This window comes from Rhizobium sp. AAP43 (assembly GCF_001296045.1).
In the GTDB taxonomy this organism is placed as follows: domain Bacteria; phylum Pseudomonadota; class Alphaproteobacteria; order Rhizobiales; family Rhizobiaceae; genus Allorhizobium.
The window spans coordinates 166,171-190,185 of the sequence record NZ_LJHS01000005.1; the positions used below are offsets into that span (position 1 = coordinate 166,171).

At 61.9% G+C, this 24,015-nt stretch carries 23 protein-coding genes; 12 read left to right on the top strand and 11 right to left on the bottom strand.

What is annotated here, in order from left to right; all coding sequences use genetic code 11:
• The first annotated feature begins 111 nt into the window (after positions 1 to 111).
• From iolC to IP76_RS04305, 6 genes are all read left to right on the top strand, one after another.
• Positions 112 to 2,052: a 5-dehydro-2-deoxygluconokinase gene (gene iolC, locus IP76_RS04280; protein WP_054156950.1), complete on the top strand. Its 1,941-nt coding sequence runs from the start codon at positions 112 to 114 to the stop codon at positions 2,050 to 2,052.
• Complete coding sequence (gene iolD, locus IP76_RS04285) at positions 2,049 to 3,869, top strand: 3D-(3,5/4)-trihydroxycyclohexane-1,2-dione acylhydrolase (decyclizing) (RefSeq protein WP_054156951.1); 1,821 nt, start codon at positions 2,049 to 2,051, stop codon at positions 3,867 to 3,869. Before iolC ends, iolD begins: the two co-directional genes overlap by 4 nt.
• A gap of 2 nt (positions 3,870 to 3,871) precedes the next feature.
• Positions 3,872 to 4,765 (top strand): myo-inosose-2 dehydratase, encoded by an 894-nt coding sequence (gene iolE, locus IP76_RS04290; protein ID WP_054156952.1) that lies wholly within the window; start codon positions 3,872 to 3,874, stop codon positions 4,763 to 4,765.
• Between the two features lie 104 nt (positions 4,766 to 4,869).
• Positions 4,870 to 5,136: a hypothetical protein gene (locus tag IP76_RS04295; protein WP_054156953.1), complete on the top strand. Its 267-nt coding sequence runs from the start codon at positions 4,870 to 4,872 to the stop codon at positions 5,134 to 5,136.
• Between the two features lie 24 nt (positions 5,137 to 5,160).
• Complete coding sequence (gene iolB, locus IP76_RS04300) at positions 5,161 to 5,970, top strand: 5-deoxy-glucuronate isomerase (RefSeq protein ID WP_054156954.1); 810 nt, start codon at positions 5,161 to 5,163, stop codon at positions 5,968 to 5,970.
• 132 nt (positions 5,971 to 6,102) lie between these two features.
• Positions 6,103 to 6,633: a DUF3833 family protein gene (locus IP76_RS04305; RefSeq protein WP_054156955.1), complete on the top strand. Its 531-nt coding sequence runs from the start codon at positions 6,103 to 6,105 to the stop codon at positions 6,631 to 6,633.
• A 2-nt stretch (positions 6,634 to 6,635) separates the two neighbouring features.
• Here the strand turns inward: IP76_RS04305 and IP76_RS04310 are convergent, their stop codons facing one another.
• Genes IP76_RS04310 through IP76_RS04320 form a run of 3 tightly spaced genes read right to left on the bottom strand, consistent with a single transcriptional unit; the run spans position 6,636 to position 10,035 of the window.
• Positions 6,636 to 7,853: a TIGR03862 family flavoprotein gene (locus IP76_RS04310; protein WP_054156956.1), complete on the bottom strand. Its 1,218-nt coding sequence runs from the start codon at positions 7,851 to 7,853 to the stop codon at positions 6,636 to 6,638.
• Between the two features lie 5 nt (positions 7,854 to 7,858).
• Positions 7,859 to 9,034 carry an aminotransferase gene (locus IP76_RS04315; RefSeq protein ID WP_054156957.1) on the bottom strand — a complete coding sequence of 392 codons (1,176 nt, stop codon included), beginning with the start codon at positions 9,032 to 9,034 and terminating at the stop codon, positions 7,859 to 7,861.
• Positions 9,035 to 9,051: 17 nt separating this feature from the next.
• Positions 9,052 to 10,035, bottom strand: a complete 984-nt coding sequence (locus IP76_RS04320) for a LysR substrate-binding domain-containing protein (protein WP_054156958.1) — start codon at positions 10,033 to 10,035, stop codon at positions 9,052 to 9,054.
• Positions 10,036 to 10,198: 163 nt separating this feature from the next.
• Here IP76_RS04320 and speB point away from each other — a divergent pair, with 163 nt between their 5' ends.
• The 5 genes from speB to IP76_RS04345 all read left to right on the top strand — a co-directional run bounded on the left by speB (position 10,199) and on the right by IP76_RS04345 (position 15,370).
• Positions 10,199 to 11,254 carry an agmatinase gene (speB, locus tag IP76_RS04325; protein WP_054157373.1) on the top strand — a complete coding sequence of 352 codons (1,056 nt, stop codon included), beginning with the start codon at positions 10,199 to 10,201 and terminating at the stop codon, positions 11,252 to 11,254.
• Between the two features lie 89 nt (positions 11,255 to 11,343).
• Positions 11,344 to 12,423: a PotD/PotF family extracellular solute-binding protein gene (locus IP76_RS04330; RefSeq protein WP_156318490.1), complete on the top strand. Its 1,080-nt coding sequence runs from the start codon at positions 11,344 to 11,346 to the stop codon at positions 12,421 to 12,423.
• A 264-nt stretch (positions 12,424 to 12,687) separates the two neighbouring features.
• Positions 12,688 to 13,722 (top strand): ABC transporter ATP-binding protein, encoded by a 1,035-nt coding sequence (locus tag IP76_RS04335; protein WP_054157374.1) that lies wholly within the window; start codon positions 12,688 to 12,690, stop codon positions 13,720 to 13,722.
• Positions 13,719 to 14,573, top strand: coding sequence for an ABC transporter permease (locus IP76_RS04340; protein WP_054156960.1), 855 nt, complete (start codon positions 13,719 to 13,721; stop codon positions 14,571 to 14,573). The genes IP76_RS04335 and IP76_RS04340 overlap by 4 nt, the downstream gene beginning before the upstream one ends.
• Positions 14,570 to 15,370 (top strand): ABC transporter permease, encoded by an 801-nt coding sequence (locus tag IP76_RS04345; protein ID WP_054156961.1) that lies wholly within the window; start codon positions 14,570 to 14,572, stop codon positions 15,368 to 15,370. Before IP76_RS04340 ends, IP76_RS04345 begins: the two co-directional genes overlap by 4 nt.
• Before the next feature lie 9 nt (positions 15,371 to 15,379).
• On the opposite strand, the gene IP76_RS04350 is transcribed toward IP76_RS04345, so the two are convergent.
• Positions 15,380 to 16,975: a GMC family oxidoreductase gene (locus tag IP76_RS04350; protein ID WP_054156962.1), complete on the bottom strand. Its 1,596-nt coding sequence runs from the start codon at positions 16,973 to 16,975 to the stop codon at positions 15,380 to 15,382.
• A gap of 26 nt (positions 16,976 to 17,001) precedes the next feature.
• The gene (gene scpA / locus IP76_RS04355; protein WP_054156963.1) at positions 17,002 to 19,137 is read right to left on the bottom strand and encodes a methylmalonyl-CoA mutase; all 2,136 of its coding nucleotides are present in this window, start codon (positions 19,135 to 19,137) and stop codon (positions 17,002 to 17,004) included.
• A gap of 112 nt (positions 19,138 to 19,249) precedes the next feature.
• Between scpA and IP76_RS04360 the strand changes: the two genes are divergently transcribed.
• The gene (locus IP76_RS04360; protein ID WP_054156964.1) at positions 19,250 to 19,519 is read left to right on the top strand and encodes a hypothetical protein; all 270 of its coding nucleotides are present in this window, start codon (positions 19,250 to 19,252) and stop codon (positions 19,517 to 19,519) included.
• A gap of 198 nt (positions 19,520 to 19,717) precedes the next feature.
• On the opposite strand, the gene IP76_RS04365 is transcribed toward IP76_RS04360, so the two are convergent.
• The 6 genes from IP76_RS04365 to yghU are packed head-to-tail and all read right to left on the bottom strand — an operon-like array spanning position 19,718 to position 23,973.
• A complete protein-coding gene (locus IP76_RS04365; RefSeq protein ID WP_054156965.1) occupies positions 19,718 to 21,742 on the bottom strand; it encodes an acetyl/propionyl/methylcrotonyl-CoA carboxylase subunit alpha in 2,025 nt (674 codons plus the stop codon).
• Between the two features lie 5 nt (positions 21,743 to 21,747).
• Positions 21,748 to 22,032, bottom strand: a complete 285-nt coding sequence (locus tag IP76_RS04370; protein ID WP_054156966.1) for a DUF2442 domain-containing protein — start codon at positions 22,030 to 22,032, stop codon at positions 21,748 to 21,750.
• Positions 22,013 to 22,249: a DUF4160 domain-containing protein gene (locus IP76_RS04375; RefSeq protein ID WP_054156967.1), complete on the bottom strand. Its 237-nt coding sequence runs from the start codon at positions 22,247 to 22,249 to the stop codon at positions 22,013 to 22,015. Before IP76_RS04375 ends, IP76_RS04370 begins: the two co-directional genes overlap by 20 nt.
• A 5-nt stretch (positions 22,250 to 22,254) precedes the next feature.
• Complete coding sequence (locus IP76_RS04380; protein WP_054156968.1) at positions 22,255 to 22,668, bottom strand: hypothetical protein; 414 nt, start codon at positions 22,666 to 22,668, stop codon at positions 22,255 to 22,257.
• 4 nt (positions 22,669 to 22,672) lie between these two features.
• Positions 22,673 to 23,050, bottom strand: a complete 378-nt coding sequence (locus tag IP76_RS04385) for a hypothetical protein (protein ID WP_054156969.1) — start codon at positions 23,048 to 23,050, stop codon at positions 22,673 to 22,675.
• Positions 23,051 to 23,061: 11 nt separating this feature from the next.
• Positions 23,062 to 23,973 carry a glutathione-dependent disulfide-bond oxidoreductase gene (yghU, locus tag IP76_RS04390; RefSeq protein WP_054156970.1) on the bottom strand — a complete coding sequence of 304 codons (912 nt, stop codon included), beginning with the start codon at positions 23,971 to 23,973 and terminating at the stop codon, positions 23,062 to 23,064.
• Positions 23,974 to 24,015: the final 42 nt, after the last annotated feature.

Sequence of the window (24,015 nt, forward strand, 5' to 3'; positions counted from 1 at the left end):
TTGAAATTCTCAAAAATAGAATTTATAGTCCATTTTGAAGATGGCCGTTCCAAATGTTGCGAGCGGTCGCGAGGCGGGGCGGGAGACCTCGTATTGTAGGGAGGAATAGACTTGGCTTCGCTCGATCTGATCACGATCGGTCGTTCATCTGTGGACCTTTACGGGGCTCAGGTTGGCGGACGGCTGGAGGATATGGCCTCCTTCAACAAATATATTGGTGGCTCGCCGACGAACATCGCCGCGGGCACTGCCCGGCTCGGCCTCAAGTCGGCGCTGATCACGCGTGTTGGTGACGAGCATATGGGTCGCTTCATTCGCGAACAGCTGGTCCGCGAAGGGGTCGATGTGCGCGGCGTCAAGACGGACAAGGAGCGCCTGACGGCACTGGTCCTGCTCGGCATTCGCGACGAACACCAGTTTCCGCTGATCTTCTATCGCGAGAACTGCGCTGACATGGCGCTGTCGGAAGACGATATCGACCCGGATTTCGTCGCCGAGGCGCGCTGCGTTTGTGCGACCGGTACACATCTTTCCCATCCGCGCACGGAGCAGGCCGTGCTGAAGGCGCTGGAAATTGCTCGCCAGTCCGGTGGTCTGACCGCGCTCGATATTGACTACCGCCCGAACCTCTGGGGTTTGGCTGGTCATGGCGATGGCGAAAGCCGGTTTGTCGAGTCAGCCAAGGTCACGGCCAAGCTGCAGTCGACGCTCCATCTGTTCAACCTGATCGTCGGCACCGAAGAAGAATTCCATATCGCCGGTGGCTCAACCAATACGATCGAGGCCCTGCGTGCCGTTCGTCAGGTCTCGCCGGCCACGCTGGTCTGCAAACGCGGGCCGATGGGCGCGGTCGTGTTCGAAGATGCCATTCCCGACAGTCTCGATGACGGCCAGACCGGCGAAGGGTTCCCGATCGAGGTGTTCAACGTGCTTGGCGCTGGCGACGGCTTCATGTCCGGTCTGCTGAAGGGCTGGCTGACTGGCGAAGACTGGCCGACGAGCCTCAAATTTGCCAATGCCTGCGGCGCCTTTGCCGTCTCGCGCCACGGCTGCACACCCGCCTATCCAAGCTGGGAAGAGCTGCAATATTTCTTCCGCACCGGGATCAAGAACAAGGCGCTGCGCAAGGACGAGGCGCTGGAGCAGGTGCACTGGTCGACCAACCGCAAGGGTGACTGGTCGACCATGCGGGTTTTCGCCTTTGACCATCGCATGCAGCTTGAAGCCATGGCGAAGGAAGCCGGCGTTTCCGACGACCGGATCGGTGATTTCAAGAACCTCTGCCTCGACGCGGCACTCGGTGTTTCGGCGGGGCAACCGGGTTATGGTCTGCTTTGCGACAGCCGGGTCGGGCGCGATGCGCTTTACAGCGCCGCCGGAACGGGCCTCTGGATCGGACGTCCGGTCGAATGGCCGGGATCGCGGCCCCTGACGCTGGAGCCGGAGATCGGTCCCGATTTCGGCGGGCTGGTCGAGTGGCCGCTCGAACATGTCGTCAAGGTTCTATGCTTCTACCATCCGGACGATACGGCCGAGATGAAAGCGGAGCAGGAAAAGACGGTACAGCGTCTGTTCCATGCGGCACGTCGCAATCGTCTGGAATTCCTGCTGGAGGTCATCCCGTCCAAGGTCGGCGCTTGCGACGACGAGACGACCGCCAAGATCATCGAACGGTTCTACGAAATCGGCGTCTATCCCGACTGGTGGAAGCTGGAGCCGATGAAGACAACGGCGTCCTGGGCCAATGCTTGCGCCGCAATTGAACGCAACGACCAGCATACGCGTGGCATCGTGGTGCTCGGCCTCGACGCTCCGCAGGCAGAGCTGGAGGAGAGCTTCCAGCTTGCGGCCGGCTTCGATCTGGTGAAGGGTTTTGCGGTGGGGCGGACGATCTTCGCCGATGCCGCGCGCAAGTGGCTGAGCGGCACCATTAGTGATGCCGAAGCGGTGGAGGATATGGCGGCACGCTACCGGAGCCTCTGTGCCATCTGGGATGAGGCGCGGGCAAAGGCGCAAGCGAGGGCGGTTGCCGCCGAGGGAGAGAGAGCATGAAAACGATCCGGCTGACCGCCGCTCAGGCGATGGTGCGGTACCTCGCCAATCAGTTCAACGAGGATGGCGAGACCTATATCTCGGGTGTCTGGGCGATCTTCGGCCACGGCAATGTGGCCGGCATCGGGGAAGCGCTGCATGGCATTCGCCATGAGCTGCCGACCTATCGCGGCCAGAACGAGCAGTCGATGGCGCATGCGGCAATCGCCTATGCCAAGCAGTTGCGCCGCCGCCGCGCCATGGCGGTGACATCGTCCATCGGCCCGGGCGCACTCAACATGGTGACTGCGGCAGCGCTTGCCCATGTCAACCGCCTGCCGGTTCTGTTCATCCCCGGCGATGTGTTTGCCAATCGCGGCCCCGATCCGGTCCTGCAACAGATCGAGGATTTCGGCGACGGCACGATGTCGGTGAATGACTGCTTCAAGCCTGTTTCCCGCTACTTCGATCGGATCACCCGCCCGGAACAGTTGCTCACCGCCTTGCCGCGCGCCTTTCGCACGATGACAGATCCGGCCGATTGCGGTCCGGTGACGCTGGCCTTCTGCCAGGATGTGCAGGCAGAAGCCTATGACTATCCCGAGAGTTTCTTTGCAAAGAAGGTCTGGCGCTTCCGCCGTCCGGAACCGGATGTCGGTGAATTCGATGCGGCTGTTGCGGCACTCAAGGCTGCCAAGAACCCGGTCATCGTGGCCGGTGGCGGTGTGCATTTTTCGGGCGCCACAGAGACACTGAAGGCCTTCGTCGAGAAACATCAGATCCCCGTCGTCGAGACACAGGCGGGCAAGTCGGCGCTTGCCTGGGATCACAGCCTGAATTTTGGCCCGGTCGGTGTGACCGGGGCGGAGAGCGCCAACATCGTTTCAGAAAACGCCGATCTGGTGATCGGTGTCGGCACGCGTTTCCAGGACTTCACCACCGGTTCCTGGGCGCTGTTCAAGAACCCCAATCGCCGCATCCTGGCGCTCAATGTTCAAGCCTATGACAGCGCCAAGCATGATGCGATCCCGCTGACATCAGATGCAAAGGTCGGTCTCGAAAAGCTCTCGGCGGCGCTTGGCGCGCACGCCTATGCCGCCCCCGATGCGGCCCTCAAGGCCGCCTGGTTCGCCAAGGCCGATGCGGTTACGGACGCGCCACAGGATTCGAATTCACTGCCAACGGACATGCAGGTGATCGGCGCCGTTCAACGCGCCTCGCGCGACAACACCGTCGTCATGTGCGCCGCCGGCACCATGCCGGGCGAACTGCACCAGTTGTGGAAGTCGAAACTGCCGCTTTCCTACCACATGGAATACGGCTTCTCCTGCATGGGCTACGAAGTTGCCGGTGGTCTCGGCATCAAGATGGCGGAGCCTGATCGCGATGTCATCGTCATGGTCGGCGACGGCTCGTACATGATGATGAATTCGGAACTCGCCACTGCCGTCGGCATGGGTGTGAAGATCACGCTCGTGATTACCGATAACAGGGGTTACGGCTGCATCAACCGGCTGCAGATGGGGACCGGTGGCGCCGAGTTTAACAACCTCTATGCCCATTCCAACGTCAATCCGATTGCCATCGATTTCGTTGCCCACACTGCTGCGATGGGCGCACGTTCCACGAAGGTGTCGAGCATTGCGGAACTCGAAGCGGCGCTCGACGCTGCCCGCGAAGCGACCGAAACCACGGTCATCGTCATTGACACCGACCCTTATCCGACGACCGGGGCCGGCGGCTACTGGTGGGATGTCGCGGTGCCGGAAGTCTCGGTCCGCAGCGAAGTAAATGATGCCCGCGCCCGCTATGAGGCAGCTCTCAAGGAAAGAAACTGAACATGATCCTTTTCGGAACCAACCCGATTGCCTGGTCGAACGATGACGATCGCAGCCTCGGTGCGCATATCAGCCTAGAACAGTGCCTGGACGAGACCGCCAAGATCGGTTTCGACGGCATCGAGAAGGGCCATAAGCTGCCGACCGATCCGGCCGGATTGAAGTCTGTCCTGGAGCCGCGCGGCCTGAAATTCGTTTCCGGCTGGCATTCGCTGAACCTTCTTACCAATACGATCGAGGAAGAAAAGGCCGCCATGCAGCCCTTCCTCGACGTGCTGAAGGCGATGGGCTGCAAGGTCATCATCGTCTGCGAAACCTCCAACGCCATCCATGGCGCAGATGATACGGCACTTGCCGATCGTCCGGTTCTTGCGGAGGCCGACTGGGCGAAGTTTGGCGCGGGCGTCGAGGCGCTGGCCGAATTCTCGGCAGCCCAAGGCATTTCGCTCGTCTACCACCACCACATGGGAACGGTTGTCGAGACCGAGGCTGAGATCGACAAGCTGATGGAGCACACGGGGCCGCATGCCAAGCTGCTGCTCGATACCGGCCATTGCTATTTCGGCGGCGGCAACCCGGAAGCGGTCGCACGCAAGTATATGGGCCGCGTCGGGCATATCCATGCCAAGAACGTGCGTCCGGTGATCGCCGATCAGGTTCGCCAGGAAAAGCTTTCCTTCCTCGAAGGTGTGCGCCGGGGCGTGTTCACGGTTCCCGGTGACAGCGAAGGCGGCGTGAATTTTACGCCGGTGCTGAAGATCGCTGCCGAGCACGGCTATCAGGGCTGGGTGGTCATCGAAGCCGAGCAGGATCCTAACGTGCGCAATCCGTTCGAGTATCAGAGCCTGGGTCTGAAGTCGCTCAAGGGCTTCGCCAAGGACGCCGGCCTGATTTGAATTGCAGCCGGGGCGGGGACTTCTCTCCGCCCCGTGTTTTGACAGCGCACGGATTTGGGCTCTATTGCAGGCGACCCATTCACAAGACTGCCGGGAGCGAAGCCTTGAAATTCCAGATCCTCGATCCGACCCATCCCTTCTTTAAGCCACTCTGGATTCGCATCCTTTGCACCGTTTTTCCGCTGGCCTGGGCTGGGGTGGAATTTTCGAACGGGGCGACCGGCTGGGCGATGATCTTTGTCGTTACCGGCCTCTATGCCGGTTACGAATTGCTGTTCATGTATGACCACACAATCAGGAAGGCCGAAGCCAAGGCGGAGGCCGAACGGGCGAGGATTGCTGCCGAAGCCGAAAGGCCTGATGGCGAGTAAGCGCCGAATTTTGGGAGACGAGGAATGACCGATCTGTTGCGCAAGCCTTCGGGCACATCCGGCAAGGTGCATGACATTACGCCCGCGGATGCCGGTTGGGGCTATGTCGGCTTCGGCCTCTACCGTCTGAAAGCGGGCGAAAGCGCTGCCGAGCAGACCGGTGAAACGGAAGTCATTCTAGTGCTTGTCGAGGGCAAGGCTGAGATCTCCGGTGGTGGCAAGAACTTCGGCGCGCTTGGCGACCGCATGTCGGTCTTCGAGAAGACGCCGCCGCATTGCGTTTATGTGCCGGCTGGCAGCGACTGGTCAGCCACGGCGACAACAGACTGCGTGCTGGCAATCTGCACGGCGCCTGCCATGCCAGGTCGCGAGGCGCAGCAGATCGGGCCTGAAGGTATTTCGCTCGTTGATCGCGGCAAGGGTGCCAATACCCGGCATATCTATCCGATTGCCATGGAAGACCGCGATGTTGCCGACAGCCTGCTGGTGACGGAAGTCTTCACGCCGTCGGGCAACTGGTCATCCTATCCGCCGCATCGGCATGACGAGGACAATTTCCCCGAGATGACCTATCTTGAGGAGACTTATTATCATCGCCTGAATCCTGCCCAGGGCTTCGGTTTCCAGCGCGTCTTCACCGAGGATGGCTCGCTGGACGAGACCATGGCCGTTTCCGATGGTGATGTGGTGCTGGTGCCGAAGGGGCATCATCCCTGCGGCGTGCCGCATGGCTATGAGATGTATTATCTCAACGTCATGGCCGGCCCCTTGCGCAAATGGCGTTTCCAGAACCACCCGGACCACGACTGGATCTATAAGCGCGACAATTCTTGAGCCAGGCGGGTTGAAAAGCACCGTGAAGGCGGTCTTCGCCTTCACGAAAGCGTTTCCCGGGCCAATGCCAGATCCGGCGGGCCATCCTCTCCGTACTAGGTGCACAACTGCGCCAATGATGGAGATGTATCCATGCCAAAGATCAGTTTTGCCCTGGTCGGGCTTGCCCTCAGCCTACTGCCCGCGACCGGACAGGCGGCCGAGAAATTCACCTTTGAAGACTATTTCACCGGTCGAACGGAAGCGGTCGGCTCGTTCCGCGCGATCAATGGCGTGAAGCGCAGCTTCACGGTCGATCTCACCGGAAAGTGGGATGGCAAGACGCTGACGCTGCGCGAAGACTTCGTTTTCGACGACGGGACCAAGGATCGCAAGACATGGCGGTTCACCAAGACCAGCCCGACCACCTATAGCGGCACCCGCGAAGACGTGATCGGCGAAACCAAGGTGACGCTGAACGGGCCGGTCGCCCGCTTCAATTACCTCGTCTATCTGAGCCCGGAAACGCAGGGCAATAAGGTGCATTTCTGGGATAAGATGGTTTTGCGTGAGGATGGCACCGTGCTGAACACGGCATTGGTCACCAAATTCGGCATTCCGGTTGCCAAGACCACGGTCGAATTCCGCAAGCCGGGGTCTTCGCACAAGACCGCCAGCCGCTGAGGTCAAGCCTCTCCGGCTGCCAGCCAGCGGTCGATGCCATTGGCGGCAGCGATGCCGGTCGCGAAACAGGCCGTGAGCAGATAGCCGCCTGTCGGTGCTTCCCAGTCGAGCATCTCGCCAGCGACAAAGGTGCCGGGGCGTGATGTCAGCATGAACTGCGCGTCTATCGCGTCCAAAGAAACGCCGCCTGCCGTCGAGATCGCCTCGGCAATCGGACGCGGGCGGTGGACGGCGAGCGGTAAAGCCTTGATGAGGTTTGCGAGTGCGCTGGCGTCGAGGTGACTGGCCTCAGGGGTGACTTCGCGCAGCAGTGCGATCTTTACACCATCGAGATTGGCGGCCTTCTTCAGTCGTGTCGAAAAACTCGCCTTGCGATCCTGGCGGACGAGATCCGCCGCCAGTCTCTCTGCCGTGCGTCCGGGCGTCAGATCAAGCGACAAGGCGGCATGGCCATCCCGGTCAAGCGCATCTCTGAGTGCTGCAGAATGGGCATAGATCACGCTGCCTTCTATGCCGCCGCGGCTGATGACGAATTCGCCCTGGGTGGTGCCCGCGGCCGATGCAGCTTTTACGGATTTTACCGGCTGGCCGGAAAAGCGGCTGTTGAAATTTTCTGAAAAATCGCAGTCGAAGCCGCAATTGGCGGAGCGCAAGGGGGTAATCGCAATACCCTCGGCTTCCAGCCATGGAACCCAGGCGGCATCCGAGCCCAGCTTCGGCCAGCTTGCCCCACCAAGTGCCAGCAGCGTCGCATCTGGCGTGACGTGCTTTATGCCTTCTGATGTCTCGAAACGCAGCGTGTTTCCGTCAAATCCGGTCCAGCGATGGCGGGTCAGGATGGTCACGCCCAGATCCTCCAGCCGTTTCAGCCAGGCGCGCAGCAAGGGCGAGGCCTTCATCGCCACTGGAAAGATGCGGCCGGAGGAGCCGACAAAGGTTTCCGTGCCGAGCCCTGCGGCCCAGCTGCGGATCGCGTCCGGCGTCATCAGGTCAAGCACCGGACGCAGCCGATCGTTCGCTGCGCCATAGCGGGTGACAAAGCGGGCATAATCCTCGGCATGGCTGATGTTCAGGCCAGACTTTCCGGCCAGCATGAACTTCCGCCCGACCGTCGGCATGGCGTCGTAGACGGTGACGGCGTGACCCTGTCCTGCCAGATGCTCCGCCGCCATAAGCCCTGCTGGGCCGCCGCCGATGACTGCCACGTTTCGTCGTGCCATGTCCGTCAGTCCATCGAGAAGGTCGAGAGGCGGGCAACAAGACCGGCGATGGTTTCGCTGTCGGCATTGGCAAAGGCGAAGCGCAAATAATCTTGCTGGTCGTCGCCAAAATAGGCGCCGGGGATGCAGAGCACGCCGGCCTTCTTGGCGAGACGTTCTGCAACTTCTGCCGAATCCTTCCCCGGGAACGGATGTCGGATGAAAGCGAAATAGGCACCAAGCGAGGCCATGTTCCAGGCCGGAAGTTCAGTTATCACCTGCCTCAGCGTATCGGCGCGCTTGAGGATTTCGATGCGGTTCTGCTCGCGCCAGTCCCTGAGCGCCGGAATGGCCTTGGCGACGGCTGCCTGGGGCGCGCGGGGCGCGCAGATCTGCAGATTGTCCATGACCTTGGCGATTTCCGATACGGCTTTCGGGCCAGCCGTGATCGCGCCCAGCCGATGCCCCGGAATGCAGAAGGATTTCGAGAAGGAATAGAGGAGGATCAGATTGTCCTCCCAGCCGGGGATAGACAGGAGATCATGCGGGCGATCAGTGCCAGGCAGGAAGTCGCGATAGGTCTCGTCCAGGATCAGGAAGGCCCCAGCCCGGCGGCAGGCTTCGAAGGCCTGATGCAACAGGGTTGCGGGATAAATCGCGCCAGTCGGGTTGTTCGGCGAGACCAGCGCCACGGCCTTTACGCCTTTGGCCAGTGCGGCCTCGATGCCTTCAATTTCAGGCACAAAGCCACACGCTGCATCGAGCGGGATCAGTTCACGACGGATGCCGAGCATGGCAAGCGTTGTTTCCTGGTTGAAGTAATAGGGGTCGGTCAGCGCAATTGCATCGCCGTTGCCGGCGATCGCCATGGCAGACGCCATGAATGCCTGGTTGCAGCCGGCTGTGATGTGGATATTCTCGGCGCTCACCGCCGCGCCATAAACCTGCGATACCTCGGTGGCATAGGCCTCGCGCAGCGGCGTTTCCCCTTCGATTGGGCCGTAACCCGCATTCGCCCGGGCCGACGCTGCCTCGGCGAGCCAGGCGAAGAGGTCCGGATGCGGGGGGTAGCCGGGAACGGCCTGGCTCAGATCGATCATCGGGCCGGCCGAGCCGCTGTAAGCGCGTGCCCAGGCAAAGACCGCGGGAACAGGCGGGGCGGAAAGCTCGGCAACGAGCGGGTTGAAGCGGGCGGCTGTCATGACGAAATCCTTAGATGTTAATCGCCCTCGTCCATGGGCGAGGTTGTGCTGTTCGTGTTGCGCCGGCGGGGCGATGGCAGGCTACGGCTCCGGCTGGCAGGACGCGGCTGAGCCGCGCGTTCGGCCTCGATCGTCTCGAACATCCAGTCGATGAAGACCTTGGCAATAGGGGCTGCGCGAACATCATTGCGGGCAGCGACATAGAAGGCATCGGGTGCGGGAACCGCGAGATCGAAGGGCATTATCAGCTCGCCGGCAGCGATCAGGCTCGATGCTGTAATGCTGTCACCGAGTGCTACGCCTTGGCCGTGGCGAGCGGCTTCGGTGGAGAGCCGTGCATCGCCCATGAAGTGCTCGCGCGCCTTTGGCATATCCAGTTGGTCGGCTGCCGCGAGCCAGCTGTACCATTCGCGTCCGTCATCGCCATGCAAGAGTACATGCTCGCGCAGGTCCCGGATGGACCGCAGCGGACGGCTATTGAGCAATGTCGGGCTGACGACGGGGAAGAGTTCGAACGTACTCCACAGCCGCGTCCAGCAATCCTTCCAACCGCCGGAGCCGTAAAGGACAGCCACGTCAATATCCGGCGAATAGATCAGGTTGGGCTCATTGCTGGAGGTGAGTGTCAGGCTGATCTCGGGATAGCGGTCAACAAAGGAGCCGAGGCGGGGCACAAGCCAGAGCGAGAGGAGGGCAGGGACGCAGGAAATGCGTAGATTGCCGCTGGTAGACGGCCGGTTCATCAGTGCGGTAGCGGCCGCGATCCCATCAAAAGCCTGGGTGACGGCTGGCAGCAGCAGTGCCCCTTGCGGCGTGAGCTTCAGTCGCTTGCCGCCACGTTCGAAGAGCGCCGTCTTCAGCGTCTCTTCCAGGCTCTTGATCTGGTGCGAAATGGCGCCGTGGGTCACGCTCAGTTCCCGCGCCGCAGCAGAAATCGAGCCGCGCCGGGCGGCCGCCTCGAAGGCGCGCAAAGGGTTGAGTGGGGGCAGGCGGCTTGCCATTGAGGACTTTGGCTCCGTGAAAATTTCTCACATCGATTGCTATAACATCGTGAATTGATTTTCCAAGTCCACTGCGGATTAATGCTCGCAATAAAGGCAAACGGGACGTGTGCTGAAAAAACATACGATGTTTTCGACATCGTTCATGAACTGGGAACGAGATATGACCTTCGACGAAAAGCGTCTGGCGGCGTTGCGCGAGAAATACGGAAACGACAAAGCCGGCGAGATCTTCGATCCGAAGTTCGCCAAAGTCGGCGAGAAGATCTTCTCGAACGGCACTCGGGCTGCCCCTTATGCCGGCGTGCCGACCTTCGTGTCTGCCCCTTATCGTCAGGTCGACCAGCGCAATCCTGACGTCAGCGATCTCGACGTCGCGATTGTCGGCGTGCCCATGGATCTTGGTGTCACCAACCGGCCAGGCTCCCGCTTCGGGCCTCGCGCCTTGCGGGCGATCGATCGCATCGGTCCCTATAACCATGTGCTCGAATGCGCGCCGGTCTTCGATCTCAAGGTTGCCGATATCGGCGACGTGCCGTTTTCCAGCCGCTACCGGTTGGAGATGAGCCATGACGATATCGAGGCTTATCACACGAAGCTGGTGAGCCAGGGTGTGCTGCCGCTTTCTGTTGGTGGAGACCATTCGATCACCCATCCGATCATGAAGGCGATTGCCAAGACGCATGGCCCCGTCGGTATGATCCATATCGACGCCCATTGCGACACCGGCGGTGCCTTCGACCAGACGAAGTTCCACCACGGCGGCCCGTTCCGCAATGCGGTGCTCGACGGCGTGCTCGACCCTGTCCGGACGATCCAGATCGGCATTCGCGGGCCTGCCGAATATCTCTGGGAATTCTCCTACGAGTCCGGCATGACCGTCATTCATGCCGAGGAGATCAACGGTCTCGGCATTGCCGCCATCATCGAAAAGGCGAAGGCTGTGATCGGCGACGGCCCGACCTATCTCTCCTTCGATATCGACAGTCTCGATCCGAGCGTGGCCCCCGGCACGGGGACACCTGAAGTCGGTGGTCTGACCTCGCGGGAGGCATTGGAACTCATTCGCGGCTTCAAGGGTGTGAACCTTGTTGGCGGCGATGTGGTCGAGGTCGCGCCGCAATATGACGCGAACCACAACACGGCGCATGTCGGCGCACAAATCCTCTTCGAAATCCTCAGCCTGATGGTCTACAGTCCAGCGATCAAGGCACGCTGAGGAAACCCAAGGGGCCGGAATGACCGGCCTGGCATCACAACAAGGGCGAAACGGCCCGATCACAACAAGGGAACAGGACCATGAAAGACATTCTCTCCACTTCCATCAGCCGCCGCAGCGTGCTGGCCGGTTCGGTCGCCGCTGCCGGCGCGCTTGCCATGCCGTCGATCCTGCGCGCCCAGGACAAGTCGATCAAGATCGGCGTCTATGGCGGCTACTTCAAGGATTCGTTCGACAAGAATATCTTCCCTGAGTTCACCAAGTCGACCGGCATTGCCGTTGAGTCCATCGCCGAACCGACCGGTGAGGCCTGGCTCGTGCAGCTTGAGCAGGCCGCCAAGGCCGGTCAGGCGCCGGCCGACCTTTCGATGATGTCGCAGGTTGCGATGCTGAAGGGCCAGGCGACCGAACTCTGGGCGCCGATCGATATGGCGAAGATCAAGAACGCCTCGGGCCTGATCGACCGCTTCGTCAACAAGTACCCGGATGGTCGCGTTGCCGGCGTCGGTGCCGTGGCCTGGTACATCACACTTGTCACCAATACCGATGTCTACAAGGAAGCACCAACCTCCTGGAACGCGCTTTGGGATCCGGCGAATGAGGACAAGCTCGGCCTGCTGGCCCTGGTTTCCAACTCCTTCCTGCTGGAAGTGACGGCCAAGACCCACTTTGGCGGCACCAATGCGCTCGACACCGAAGAGGGTATCCTCAAGGTCCTGGAGAAACTTGCCGAAGTGAAGCCGAATGTCCGTCTCTGGTATCGTGATGAGGCGCAGTTCGAGCAGTCGCTGAAGTCGGGCGAAATTCCGATGGGTCAGTATTACCATGACGTTACGGGCCTTGCCGCTGCCGACGGCCAGCCGGTTCGTTCGACCTTCCCGAAGGAAGGCGGCATTCAGGATTCGGGTTGCTGGGCGCTGTCTCGCGCTTCGACCAAGTCTGAAGAAGCGCATGTGTTCATCGACTACATGTGCCAGCCGTCGATCCAGGCGACCCTGTCGCGCAAGGTCGGTACGGCGCCTACGGTTAAGCGCGAACTGCTTGATCTGACGGCGGAAGAATTCGCGTCCGTTTCCTCGGATATCGAGCCGATCACGCCGCGCTATGACCTCTACCAGACCAAGTCGGACTGGCTGAACCAGAAGTGGACCGAGTTGATCGTCGGTTGATCGTGACGGGGCAGGGTCCTGCCCCTCATCCGCCTGCCGGCACCTTCTCCCCGCACGCGGGGAGAGGGAGATGAGCGGTTCGCTCTGCGCCTACTTCTCCTCTCCCCGCTTGCGGGGAGAGGGTAGGGCGAGGGGCAAAGCCCCGACTTAAAGCGCATGTCGCGCAGTGTATGACCGCATAGCGTTTGCAAGACAATTCGGGCGTGAAATGTTATCGCCGCGCCAAAGGGCTTCGAGCCTGCACCATTTGATTTCGGAGACATGATGTCTGGCCTCGCCCTCAACTCTATCACCAAGCAGTTCGGTCCGTTCACGGCCGTCGACAAAGTGCAGCTCTCGGTGCCGCATGGCACTTTCGTCTGCCTGCTCGGCCCATCCGGCTGCGGCAAGACAACGTTGCTTCGAATGATTGCCGGTCTCGACAGCCCGACAGGCGGCGCGATCGTGCTTGACGGGCAGGACATCACCCAGGTGCCGACGCACAAGCGTGAACTCGGCATGGTCTTCCAGTCGCTGGCGCTTTTTCCGCATCTGACCGTCGGCGAGAACATCGCCTATCCCTTGCGCATCCGTGGCATCGGTCGCGAGGAGCAGGTGAAGCGGGTGGATGAGCTGCTCTCGATGATCCACCTGACCGGTTATGCAGACCGTCCCGTGCACAAGCTCTCCGGCGGCCAGCGCCAGCGCGTGGCGATTGCGCGGGCGCTTGCGATTTCGCCGAAACTCTTCCTGCTCGATGAGCCGCTGTCGGCGCTTGATGCCAAGCTGCGCGAGGCGATGCAGGTGGAGTTGCGCAAGCTGCAGCAGCAGCTTGGCATCACGACCATCGTCGTGACCCACGATCAGCGCGAGGCGATGACCATGGCCGATACGGTCGTCGTGATGAGCGGCGGCAAGATCCGCCAGGCGGCAAGCCCCATCGAGATCTATCGCAAGCCGGCCGACCGCTTCGTGGCCGACTTTATCGGCTCGACCAACCTCCTGCCGCTGACGGCGCAGGGCGGTTCCACGCTGGTTCTCGGCCAGACTGTCGCCGGCATATCGGCTCCATCCGGTTCGGCGCAGGCCAGCCTCTCGGTTCGGCCCGAGGACGTCAAGCTCGCAGCCCCCGGCGAAGGCCGGATCACCGGCAAGGTTACCTTCATCCGCGATCTCGGCGGTACGATCGAAACCTTCCTCGATGTATCCGGCACCGAAGTCGTCGCCGTCTCGACGCCACGCGAGCGGCCGGTCGTGACCGTCGGACAGGATGTCGGTATCGTCATCGATCCCGAAACCGCCGTGGTGCTGTCCGCATGAGACGCGAGCCCCCCAAAACCGCGCTCGACTATGCACCGCTCGCCTTTCCGGCGGGCATGCTGATCCTGTTCTTCGTCGTGCCTTTCGCGACGATGATCGCCGTCTCTTTCTTCAAGCGGGATCCGACCGGCTTCTATTCGCCGGATTTCGTCTTCGACAATTATGCCCGCTTCCTCAGCTTCTTCTTCGGTGGCGTGCTCGGCTTTTCGCTGATGCTGGCGATTGCGGTTGCCGTCGTCTGCGTGACGCTGGCGCTACCGTTTACCTATCTGCTGGCGCGCATGTCGCGCAAAGCGCAGGTGCTGTGGCTGGTCGCGCTCCTCTCCATCCTGTCGCTTTCGGAAGTCATTATTGGCTTTGCCTGGTCAACGCTGTTTTCGCGCACCGCCGGCATCACCAACCTGCTGGTCATGATCGGCCTCATGGAAAAGCCGGTGGCGCTGATGCCGAATTTCGGCGCGGTTCTGACCGGCATGGCCTATCAGGCGCTGCCCTACACGGTGCTCGTGCTTTATCCCGCGCTCGTTCGGCTTGACCCAACGCTAACGGAAGCCGCCCGCACGCTCGGCGCTTCGCCGATCAAGGCCTTCTTCACGGTGGTGGTCCCAGCGCTGCGCAATACGCTGATTGCCACGCTGATCATGGTGTTCATCTTTGCGCTTGGCTCTTATCTTCTGCCGCAGATCCTCGGTCGACCCTCGCACTGGACGCTTTCGGTGCTGATTACCGACCAGGCGATCTACCAGTCCAACATGCCGTTCGCAGCGGCCATGGCCGTGTTCCTCGTGCTCGTTACGCTTGGCATGGTGGCGCTGACGCTGCTCATTGGTCGCAAGGGAGAGGCAGCATGAACAAGGCCCTGACCCGTCTCTACTTTACCCTGATCGGCATTTTCCTTGCTGCGCCCATCGTGGTCGTCGCAGGGGTCTCGGTAAATGCCAAGCAGAGCCTGAACTTCCCGCCGCAGGGCTTTTCGCTCTCGTGGTACGGCGCGATCTTTACTGATCCCGGTTGGCGTGCCGCCTTCTTCGCCTCGGTCATCCTGGCGCTTTGCGCGGCCGCTCTGGCCGTTGCCATCGCCCTGCCGCTTGCCTGGTTCCTCTGGCGGCGGCATGCGCCCTGGGCGCAGGTGTTCCAGCTGCTTGGCATCGCACCCTTCACCCTGCCGCCCGTCATCACGGCGCTGGGCCTGCTCACCTTCTGGGCCGCGACCGGCTTTTATGGCCAGCCCTGGACAGCCGTTGTCAGCCACGCGATCTTCTTCGTCACGCTGCCTTTGGTGACGCTGTCGCTCGGCTTCTCGGCCATCGATCGCTCGCTGGTCGAGGCGGCTGCGACCATGGGGGCCGACGACCGGACTATCTTCCGCACGGTCGTTTTGCCGCTGATCATGCCCTATCTCGTCTCCGGCTATGCCTTCGCCTTCGTACTCTCGCTCAACGAATACATCGTCGCCTACATGACGGTCGGTTTCGTGATGGAGACGCTGCCGATCAAGATCTTCAACGCCCTGCGCTACGGCTATACGCCGGTGATGGCGTCGGTGACGATCCTGTTCGTCGCTGTCGCGGCGACCGTCTTCGGGCTGGTGGCGCGCTTCGGCGATCTGCCGAAGCTGCTCGGGGCGAATGCCGACGACCGCAACTGATCTCAACGGTTAGCGGTGATCCTCCAGGATCATCGCTGACGCTTTTTCGCCAATCATCAGGGTTGGGGAATTGGTGTTGCCCGAGGTGATCGTCGGCATGACCGAGGCATCGGCAATGCGCAGGCCCTTCAAGGCGCGTAGCCGCAAACGCGGATCGACGACGCTGTCCGGATCCGCCCCCATGCGGCAGGTGCCGACGGGGTGGAAGATCGTCGTGCCGATGTCGCCTGCGGCCGTTTCCAGCTCCGCATCGCTTTCGAGCGCTGGGCCGGGGCGATACTCCTCCGGCTGATAGCGGGCAAAGGCGGGCTGGGACGCGATGTGGCGGGTGAGGCGGATCGCGCGCACAGCCACGTCGCGGTCGCCAGGTGTCGAGAGATAGTTCGGCGCGATCTTCGGCTGGGCGGCGCAGTCCGGCCCCGCAATATGCACCGAGCCCCTGCTCTCGGGTCTCAGATTGCAGACACTCGCCGTCATCGCTGGGAAGGGGTGAACGGGGTCGCCGAACTTGTCGAGGGAGACCGGCTGAACGTGATATTCGAGATCGGCCGTCTCCTTGTCCGGGCCGGAACGGGTGAAGATGCCAAGTTGGCTCGGGGCCATGGACATGGGGCCAGAGCGGCGCAGCGCGTATTCCAGGCCGATCATTGCCTTGCCGTAGAGGCTCGACGCGCGCTCGTTAAGTGTTGGAACGCCCGTCACCTTGAAGACGAGGCGAAGTTGCAGGTGGTCCTGCAGGTTCTCGCCGACAGCGGGCACTTCACGGACGGTCTCGATCCCCGCCTGCTGCAAGACATCGCCGCGACCGATGCCGGAGAGTTCGAGGATCTGCGGCGAGCCGATGGCGCCGGCTGACAGCACCACCTCGCGGCGGGCGGTAAAGTGTTTCAGCTCCCCGTCGTGATGCACTTCGGCGCCGGTTACGCGGTCGCCTTCGATGGTCAGCCGCTTCACATGGGCGCGCGTGAGGATCGTCAGGTTCTTCCGGTGACGGATCGGCTTCAGAAAGGCCTTCGCCGTGTTCCAGCGGATGCCGGAGCGCTGGTTGACCTCGAAGAAGCCGGAGCCTTCATTGTCGCCGTGGTTGAAGTCGTCGGTTTCCGGAATGCCGGCCTGTTTGGCCGCCTCGCGAAACGCTTCCAGCACATCCCAGCGAAGCCTGGCCTTTTCCACGCGCCATTCGCCGCCTGAACCATGCTTGTCGTCGGCACCCTTGTGGAAGTCTTCGGTCTTTTTGAAGAGCGGCAGCACGTCATCCCAGCCCCAGCCGTCGCAACCCATCTGGCGCCACTGGTCGTAGTCGCGCGCCTGGCCGCGCATGTAGATCATGCCGTTGATCGAGGAGCAGCCGCCCAGCACCTTGCCTCTGGGATAGCCGATGGCGCGACCGTTCAGGCCTGGCTCGGCCTCTGTCTTAAAACACCAGTCGGTGCGCGGATTGTTGATGCAGTACAGATAGCCGACCGGGATATGGATCCAGTGATAATTGTCGCTGCCACCGGCTTCCAGCAGCAGCACCCGCCGCGATGGATCGGCGGAGAGCCGGTTGGCCAGCAGGCAGCCGGCAGTGCCGGCGCCGATGACGATGTAATCGTAGGTCTCCATGCTCCTCCCCGAGCGCTGCCTGCGTCTCAACTGTTTCGCAGGCGCCCCTCCAGCAGGTCAAGCACAGAGCGCGCGGCATCCATGACATTGGTGCCGGGGCCGAAGACGGCGGAGGCGCCATGCTCGAGCAGGAAGTCGTAGTCCTGACGCGGAATGACCCCGCCGACGACGACGATCACGTCATTCGCGCCCTTGGCCTTCAGTGCCTCGACGAGCTGCGGGGCGAGTGTCTTATGGCCTGCGGCGAGCGAGGACATGCCGACGACCTGCACCTTGTTTGCGACGGCCAGGTCTGCCGCCTCGTCCGGCGTCTGGAAGAGGGGGCCTGCCACGACATCGAAGCCGATATCGCCGAAGGCCGACGCAATCACCTTGGCACCGCGATCATGGCCATCCTGGCCGAGCTTGGCGATCAGGATGCGTGGCTTGGCGGCTGCCTTGCCGTAGTCCTTGAGGCGGGTCGTGAGCGTTTCCATTTCCGGATCGCCCTCGTAAGCCTTGCCGTAGATGTCATGCACGACTTCGGGGACAGCAACGTGATCGCCGAAGACGGCGCGCATGGCGTCCGAAATCTCGCCGACGGTCGCACGGGCGCGGGCCGCGTCGACGGCGGCTTCGAGAATGTTGCCCTGTCCGGTCTTGGCGACCTCGGTCAGCCGAGCGAGCGTTTCGCTGACCCGCTTCGGATCCCGCTGGCGGCGCGTCTGCTCGATGCGCTTGACCTGCGACAGACGAACGGCGGTGTTGTCGATTTCGAGGATGTCGATGGGTTCTTCGTTTTCCAGGCGGAACTTGTTGACCCCGACGATGACCTCCTCGCCCCGGTCGACGGCGGCCTGGCGGCGGGTGGCGGCTTCCTCGATCAGCCGCTTCGGCAGGCCGTCATCGACAGCCTTGGTCATGCCACCCAGGCTTTCGACCTCCTCGATCAGCGCCCAGGCTTTCTCCGCCAGTTCGTTGGTCAGGCTCTCAACATAATAGGAGCCGGCGAGCGGATCGACGACCTTGGTGACACCCGTCTCGTTCTGCAAGATGAGCTGGGTGTTGCGGGCGATGCGGGCGGAGAATTCGGTCGGCAGGGCGATCGCCTCGTCGAAGGAATTGGTGTGCAGCGACTGCGTGCCGCCAAGGGCTGCCGACATGGCCTCAAAGGCGGTGCGGATGATGTTGTTGTAGGGGTCCTGTTCGGCCAGCGACACGCCCGATGTCTGGCAATGGGTGCGCAGCATCAGGGAGGACGCCTTCTTCGGCTCGAATTCCTGCATGATGCGGGTCCAGAGCAGGCGGGCGGTGCGCAGTTTCGCGGCCTCCATGAAAAAGTTCATGCCGATGGCGAAGAAGAACGACAGCCGGCCGGCGAATTCATCGACATCCATGCCCTTGGCGATGGCCGCGCGGACATATTCGCGCCCGTCGGCTAGCGTGAAAGCGAGCTCCTGCACCAGCGTCGCGCCGGCCTCCTGCATGTGATAGCCGGAGATCGAGATCGAATTGAACTTCGGCATCTCCTTTGCCGTGTATTCGATGATGTCGGCGATGATCCGCATCGAGGGTTCGGGCGGATAGATGTAGGTGTTGCGGACCATGAACTCCTTGAGGATGTCGTTCTGGATGGTCCCGGACAGCTTGTCGCGCGATACCCCTTGCTCCTCACCCGTAACAATGAAGTTCGCCAGGATCGGGATGACCGCACCGTTCATGGTCATCGACACCGAGATATCCTGCAACGGAATGCCGTCGAACAGGATCTTCATGTCCTCGACACTGTCGATCGCCACACCCGCCTTGCCGACATCGCCCTCCACACGCGGGTGATCCGAGTCATAACCGCGATGGGTGGCAAGATCGAAGGCGACGGATACGCCCTGCTGACCGGCGGCCAGCGCCTTGCGATAAAAGGCATTGCTCTCCTCCGCCGTCGAGAAGCCGGCATATTGCCGGATCGTCCACGGGCGGCCGGCATACATGGTGGCACGGGGGCCGCGTACGAAGGGGGCAAAGCCCGGCAGGCTGTCGAGATGGCCGATGCCGGCGATGTCGTCTGCCGTATACAGCGGCTTCACCGGAATGCCCTCCGGTGTCTGCCAGACAAGGCTGTCGGCGGGGCGCTTCAATTCCTTCTCGGCAAGCGCCTGCCAGTCGGCAATGGTTTTCTTGGTCATCGATGCGATCCTTATCTGAAGGCTGCGCGGTTCGGCGGTTCGCCGAGGGAAGTCAGTTTGACGGGGTTTTCGGTCGGGGCTATTCTTGTGAGCCTAACCGGAGCGCCTTGCCATGACCGTAAAAGCCTCTGTCTCGCTCTCGCCGCAGCAGGCAGAATTTGCCCGCAAGCTGGTCGAGGACGGCCACTTCCCGAGCCTCGCCGCTGTCGTCGAGCGAGGGCTTGATCTGGTGCGCGAAGAGACGGAGATGCGGGAGGAAGATCAGCAGGCGTTGCGTGCTCTCCTTCTGCGACGCATGGAAGGTCCGTTTCTCTCGGAAGAAGAGAGCCGGGTGCAGATCGAAGAGATGATCGCGCGCAAGAAGGTCGAATATGGCTTGTGATGGCGGTACCCCCCTCTGTCCTGCCGGACATCTCCCCCACAAGGGGGGAGAGCGGGGTGGGGCCGGCCTTTTGCCCCAAATGTAACTTCGAATCTGTGAGGCAGGCGGAACGCGAGCGGCCACTCTCCCCCCTTGTGGGGGAGATGTCGGCGTAGCCGACAGAGGGGGGTACCCCGACCGCAATTGCCGACGGCGTCCTCACCCCTCGAACTCCATGATCAGCTCGTCCACTGCTAGACTCTGGCCCGGCTTGACGACGATCTTCTTCACGGTGCCGCGGCGTTCGGCCTTCAGGATGTTTTCCATCTTCATCGCCTCGACGGTGGCAAGCGCCTGACCGGCTTCCACGGTCTCGCCTTCCTTGACCGCAACCCCGGTGATCACGCCCGGCATCGGGCAGAGCAGCATCTTCGACGTATCCGGCGGCAGTTTTTCCGGCATGAGTTCGGCGAGTGCCGCCACGCGCGGGGAGCGGATGCGGGCGGTCACGTCTATGCCGTGCAGACGCAGGCGGATGGCCGGGCCCTTGAGGTCGACCTTGATGATGGTGGGGTCACCATCGACGAGGATATGGGCGAGCGTCTGGCCGGGTTGCCAGGTCGTGTCGATGCGCAGGCTTCGGCCGGTCTCGAAATGCACAATGGTTTCGGTCGGCTCCGAACGAAGAGTGACTGTGTGCCTGGTCTCCCCAATCGCAACCACCCAGTTGCGGCCGAGCTTGCGCGGATGGTTTCCGAGTGTGCCGGAAATCTGGGTTGCGCGGCTTTCGCGGCGATAGTGGGCAACAGCGGCGAAGGCTGCAAGAACGTGCTCGGTTGCCGTATCCGGCGCAACGCCTGTAAAGCCGTCCTTGAATTCCTCGGCGATATAGGCCGTGGTGAGCTTGCCGGAGCGGAAGCGCTCCTGGCCCATGACAGCCGAGAGGAATGGCAGGTTGTGGCCGATGCCCTCGACCTCGAAGCTGTTCAGCGCCTTGCCCATGGCCTTGATTGCCGCGAGGCGCGCCGTGGCCCCTTCGCCGGGCGCCCAGGTGCAGAGCTTGGCGATCATCGGGTCGTAATACATCGAGATCTCGCCGCCCTCGAAGACGCCGGTGTCGTTGCGCACCACGGTGCCATCGGGGCGCTCGCCTTCTTCCGGCGGGCGATAGCGGCTGAGGCGGCCGATCGAAGGCAGGAAGTTGCGATACGGGTCTTCGGCATAGAGTCGGCTTTCGATCGCCCAGCCGTTGAGCTTCACGTCGTCCTGGCCGAAGCTAAGCGTTTCGCCCGCAGCAACGCGGATCATTTGCTCGACCAAGTCCAGTCCGGTCACCAGTTCGGTCACGGGATGCTCGACCTGCAAGCGGGTGTTCATCTCGAGGAAGTAGAACTTGTTCTCTTTGCCATCGACGATGAATTCGACGGTACCGGCGGAGTGATAACCGACGGCTTTTGCCAGCGCGACGGCCTGTTCCCCCATGGCCTTGCGGGTGGCTTCGTCAAGGAAGGGCGAGGGGGCCTCTTCGATGACCTTCTGGTTGCGCCGCTGGATCGAGCATTCGCGCTCGCCGAGATAGAGCGTGTTGCCGTGCTTGTCGCCGAGCACCTGGATTTCGATATGGCGCGGTTCCGTCACAAATTTCTCGATGAAGATGCGGTCGTCGCCGAAGGAATTCTTCGCCTCGTTCTTCGACGACTGGAACCCTTCGCGGGCCTCTTCTGCATTCCAGGCGATGCGCATGCCCTTGCCGCCGCCGCCGGCCGAGGCCTTGATCATGACGGGATAGCCAATCTCACCGGAAATTTTGACCGCCTCGTCGGCATCCGCGATCAGGCCCATATGGCCGGGCACTGTGGAGACACCGGCTTCTGCCGCCAGCTTCTTCGAGGTAATCTTGTCGCCCATGGCCTGGATCGCGCCCACCGGTGGCCCGATGAAGGTGACGCCTGCCTTTTCCAGCGCTTCGGCAAATGCGGCGTTTTCCGAGAGGAAGCCATAGCCGGGATGGACCGCATCGGCGCCAGTCTGTCTGATCGCATCGAGGATCTTGTCGATGACGATATAGGACTGGTTCGACGGGGCTGGGCCGATATGCACCGCCTCATCCGCCATCTCGACATGCAGCGCATTGCGGTCAGCATCGGAATAGACAGCGACCGTCTTGATGCCGAGCTTCTTGGCGGTCTTGATGACCCGGCAGGCGATTTCGCCCCGGTTGGCGATGAGGATTTTCTGGATCATTGTTGTCACTCGGCAGCTTGAGCAGGTGGGACGGCGCCGGGAGCGGCACCTCCGATGATGAGCGCCTTGGCGCTGATGTATTCGTCGATCTCTTCCCAGCCGACGGCGTCACCAAAGGGGAGAATTTCACCCTTGGAACGCTGCTCGGGGGAGGCGGAGGCGAGGCGTGGATACCACCAGAGCGGCGCCACGATCCTGCGCCCATCCAGCATATCGAAGATGATGCTGTCCTCCGTGACGTCTACGGAACGGACCTGAAGCTGCCGCTCGTCAATGTCCAAAGTGGTCATTCCACGCCTCCTCGAAACCCTGCCGGTGTTCCTCGACGACCTTGAGGAGTGCATTCACCTCATGGGCCGCGAAGCCTGCGTTGCGGGCGACACCGAGATCCCGCAACCACACTTTCAACTGCTTTCCGTCCTTCGGGACGTGAATATGTGGCGGCACGCCGATCTCCTTCGAGTAGAAAAGAAAACGATGTCCTTTCCAGAGAAGGAGTGTCGGCATGCCCGCTATTCCCGCACCTTCTTCTTCAAGCCCTTGGCCACGCTCTGCTCGTCCTTCACGTCGCCGAACGCTTCCGGGAAGTTCTTGCGGGCCAGCGGTTCGTTGAGTTTCAGCTTGGCAAAGTAGGATTGCGGGTCAAAACCGCGTTCGGCGGCAATCACTTCCCGGCCGAAGAGGCGGCAGAGCCGCTCGCCGTCGAGATTGCCGCGCTCGAAGGGTTCCGTGCCAAAATACTGCCAGAGCGCCTGGACAAAGCCTGAATCGGCCGCCGCGACGGTCTGGTCCATCGTCCGGTGGCGCGGCCAGTTGGTGAGCGGCGTCACCTTCGGGTTCGGCCGGCGGATCGTGTACTGCCACTGCGTGCCGAGGAGGCCTGCCGGAAAACCCTGATGTTTGGGCATGATCGGATCTTTTGCCATGACCTCAGACCTCAAACACGTCTTCGAAGGATTCGGGGAAGTTCTTGCGGGCGACCCGTTCGTCGATCACCAGCATCGCATCATAGGATTGCGGATCGAAGTCCTTCTCGGCCGGCACGACCTCACGGCCGAAAAGGAGGCTCATCCGTGCGGCGTCGAGATTGCCGCGAATGAAGGGCTCGGCCCCGAACTGGTGCCAGAGCGCATGCAGGAAGGCGGCGTCGATCCGGTGTTCCTTGGTGCCCGGCCGCGCCTTGCGCGGCAGGGCCTTGATCGGGGTTACCCCCCGATCATTGGCACGGCGGATGGTGAACTGCACACCGGTTCCCGGCATCCCGGAAGGGAAGCCACGGTGCTTGATCATGTCTGGTGCCTTGGACATTTGCGTCTCCCTTACGCCTCGCTGATCTTGTCCTGCGTCTTCGTCAAGAAGTCGGAGGCATCGTGGCGTTCGTGCAATTGTTCAGCAAGCGGGCCGGAGGTCTTGTTGACCATCACCCCGCGCTTCAGGGCGGGCCGTTCGGCAAGTTGCTTGGCCCAGCGCAGGACGTGGTCATATTCATGGGTCGACAGGAAGGTGCCGGCATCCGGATAGGAAGTGTCGAGCGCGAGGCGGCCATACCAGGGCCAGATGGCCATGTCGGCGATGGAGTATTCCTTGCCGGCGACAAATTCGTTGTCGGCGAGCTGCCGGTTGAGAACGTCCATCTGCCGCTTGGCCTCCATGGCGTAACGATCGATCGCATATTGGATCTTCATTGGCGCGTAGGAGAAGAAGTGGCCGAAGCCACCGCCGACAAAGGGGGCAGATCCCATCTGCCAGAACAGCCAATTCAGAACTTCAGCGCGGGCGCGAGGCTCCGACGGCAGGAAGGCACCGAACTTTTCCGCGAGATAGGTCATGATCGAGGCGGACTCGAACAACCGGATCGGCGCACCGCCATCTTTCGGCGCATGGTCGGCGAGGGCCGGGATCTTCGAATTCGGGTTGATGTCGACAAAGCCTTTGCCGAACTGTTCGCCCTTGCCGATATTGATCAGCCAGGCATCGTATTCCGCACCCTGATGACCGGCTTCAAGCAGTTCCTCAAGCAGGATCGTCACCTTCTGGCCGTTCGGCGTCGCGAGCGAATAGAGCTGCAGTGGATGTTTACCGACCTGGAGTTCGACATCCGTCTGAGCGCCGGCGGTTGGCCGGTTGATGCTGGCGAACTGGCCGCCATTGCCCGGCTCCCAGGTCCAAACCTTGGGCGGGACATAGCCGGCGGGCAGGTTGTTGGCGGGCGGAAATTTTTCGTCGGTCATGAAATCTCTTCCTCTCTCGGTGAAGCGCCTTGGGCACGCTCA